The organism is Proteus sp. G4380, assembly GCF_963885725.1.
GTDB classification, from domain to species: domain Bacteria; phylum Pseudomonadota; class Gammaproteobacteria; order Enterobacterales; family Enterobacteriaceae; genus Proteus; species Proteus mirabilis.
Window position 1 is genome coordinate 1 of sequence record NZ_CAWPAV010000160.1, and the last position, 2,797, is coordinate 2,797.

5 protein-coding genes are annotated in these 2,797 nt (G+C 37.1%); 3 read left to right on the top strand and 2 right to left on the bottom strand.

The features are described from left to right. The first annotated feature begins 85 nt into the window (after nt 1-85). Nucleotides 86-421, top strand: coding sequence for a hypothetical protein (locus AACU98_RS14520; RefSeq protein WP_004248163.1), 336 nt, complete (start codon nt 86-88; stop codon nt 419-421). A 404-nt stretch (nt 422-825) separates the two neighbouring features. Continuing rightward, nucleotides 826-1,164 carry a Grx4 family monothiol glutaredoxin gene (locus tag AACU98_RS14525; protein WP_004243134.1) on the top strand — a complete coding sequence of 113 codons (339 nt, stop codon included), beginning with the start codon at nt 826-828 and terminating at the stop codon, nt 1,162-1,164. A 121-nt stretch (nt 1,165-1,285) separates the two neighbouring features. Here AACU98_RS14525 and rnt read toward each other — a convergent pair whose 3' ends face one another. Both rnt and gloA read right to left on the bottom strand, forming a co-directional pair. After that, on the bottom strand, nt 1,286-1,924 hold the full coding sequence (rnt, locus tag AACU98_RS14530; protein WP_004243132.1) for a ribonuclease T: 639 nt from the start codon (nt 1,922-1,924) through the stop codon (nt 1,286-1,288). A 95-nt stretch (nt 1,925-2,019) separates the two neighbouring features. Beyond that, complete coding sequence (gene gloA / locus AACU98_RS14535) at nt 2,020-2,427, bottom strand: lactoylglutathione lyase (RefSeq protein ID WP_004248157.1); 408 nt, start codon at nt 2,425-2,427, stop codon at nt 2,020-2,022. A 180-nt stretch (nt 2,428-2,607) separates the two neighbouring features. Between gloA and AACU98_RS14540 the strand changes: the two genes are divergently transcribed. After that, nucleotides 2,608-2,797: DUF1289 domain-containing protein (locus AACU98_RS14540; protein WP_161734995.1), on the top strand; the 190-nt coding region annotated here is incomplete at its 3' end.

Here is a 2,797-nt window from a genome sequence, read left to right on the forward strand (position 1 = left end):
GCAGGATATTTATCAGAATGTTTAATTATTATCTATAATTTAAATTGAACTAATGATTGATGTTTATTCATAAAAAGGAGTATTTATGACTGCTAAAATTGATCCAAAAGCATTTTTTGACTTACCCTTTGAGAATGGTAAAGACATTACAGATAAAGAATTAAAAGCCGCTTATGATGCAGGGCACACTTTTATCCATATTGATTTAAGTGATGCGCATTTCTCACCACAAATTACCTTGTTCAATGGTAATGAATTAGATCGTATTCGCGGTGGTGTAATTCGTATTGATAATAACTCAACGAAATCTACTTTAGTTGCTGAAGGGCCAAGTAAAAAACCAGAGCAATTAAAAGCCGGTTATTATTACCACGCTTCAGGTACTACAGGTTGGGATATTATTGTTAAGCCTATTAAATAACGAAATTTATCAATATCCAATTTAACGAGATATTGATATTGACGTTGAAAATTTGTGTGATCAGGGACATCAGATATCCGTCGACTAAAACATTATCTGGTGTTCTTTACTGTAATGTGCATTTATACACTTATTTAGGTGCTTTTTATGGGGGCACTTCACATTGGGCGAGGGTTTACGGCGTTTTTCGCTAAGCCAACATTAATCTTATTTTATTTGTTCCCAGATCGTCATGCCTTGTCGTATGTTTTCTCATCAATTATAGGGTGATTTATCCGTAATTTATTGATTTAGATACATAACTAAACTTATATAGAGCTTTCTTATATAAAGTGGTATTCTTCTTTCATGTTTTCCTCAATATAAAACATACTGAATATAAAAAGGTTGTAAGGACTTAATAAATGACGACTATCGAAAAAATTGAACGCCAAATCAAAGAAAATCCCATCCTGTTATACATGAAAGGATCACCAAAATTACCAAGCTGTGGATTTTCTGCACAAGCCGTTCAAGCGATTTCTGCTTGTGGTGAGCGTTTTGCTTATGTCGATATTTTGCAAAACCCTGATATTCGTGCAGAGCTACCAAAATATGCTCATTGGCCAACTTTCCCACAATTATGGGTGGATGGCGAATTAGTCGGTGGTTGTGACATTATCTTAGAAATGTATCAGCGCGGTGAATTGCAGAAGTTATTAAAAGAGACTGCAGATAAATACCGTGGTGAAGAAGAAGCATAATCCCCATTGCGTTTTTCACCATGATTTAAATTGACCGTAATTAAAAAAAGAGGCCAGTACATTATTTGCACTGGCTTCTTTTTTGTCGCTTAATATGGCACAGCCAAACACATAAGTTTGATTAGGGCGTTGGTAGTGGCCAACCACCTAATTTTTTCCAGCGGTTAACTAATTCACAAAACAGTAATGATGTACGATTGGTATCGTATAAAGCCCCATGAGCGAGTTTACTATCAAAGGGGATACCTGCAGTAATACAGGCTTTCGCTAAAATAGTTTGTCCTAGTACTAAACCACTTAAAGCCGCAGTATCAAAAGTAGCAAAAGGGTGGAAAGGGTTACGCTTTAAACCTGCTCGCTCAGCTGCCGCCATAACAAAGCTATGATCAAAATTAGCATTATGAGCCACAATGATCGCACGGTTACAGTTGGCGTCTTTCATTCCTTTACGTACCATTTTAAAAATGGCGTGTAACGCTTCATATTCGCTGACAGCACCACGAAGAGGATTTGTAGGATCAATTCCGGTAAATTCTAACGCCGCTGGCTCTAAATTTGCGCCCTCAAAGGGGTCTACATGAAAATGCAATGTATTATCAGGTTTTAACCAACCTTGCTCATCCATTTTTAAAGTGATAGCAGCAATTTCAAGTAAGCCATCTGTTTTGGCATTAAATCCACCCGTTTCAACATCAATAACGACTGGATAGTAACCTCGAAAGCGGTTACATAATTCATTAGGGTTTATTTTATCAGGCATTAAACTGTACTTATCCGATGAAAATAGCACATCAGAAATTAATAATAATCAGGAACCAGAAAAGCAATACAATGCCTTTCTGGTTTTACTAATATTTAGTTACCCAGAGCTTGACTGGCACTTTTGTTTTCGATTAATTCAATTTTATATCCATCAGGATCTTCTACAAAGGCGATAATTGTTGTACCACCTTTAACAGGGCCTGCTTCACGGGTAACGTTACCCCCCGCTTGACGGATAGCCTCACAAGTTGCAGCTACATCATCAACCCCTAATGCAACATGGCCAAATGCAGTCCCCATTTCGTAGCTAGTCACACCCCAGTTATAGGTTAATTCAATAACAGCACCGCTACTTTCATCACCATAGCCAACAAAAGCCAACGAGTATTTATATTCCTCATTATCACTGGTGCGTAGAAGTTGCATACCTAAAACTTTGGTATAAAAATCGATAGAGCGTTGTAAATCGCCTACACGGATCATGGTATGAAGTACTCGCATATAAACCTCTCGTGTTTGTTAAATATGACACCCGACAGTATAAACTGATGGTGTTGTACTATAACGCGTTACAGCCCTATAGTTCAATTTACGCTTTACTCATCAGTATTGTAGTAAATGGGCAGATAATATCTCTTTTTACTATACTCTATAGTAACAAATAATTGGGGAGAATAATCAATGCAAGAACAATTAGAATTCTTCGATATCCCAAGCCCTTGCATTGGTCGATGTGAATCTAATTTACAAGGGTATTGCATTGGTTGTTACCGTAGTCGTCAAGAACGCTTTAGTTGGTCAACGATGAGTCAACAAGAAAAACGAAATGTATTGAGACTTTGTCGACAACGATATTTAAGAGCTCAACAAA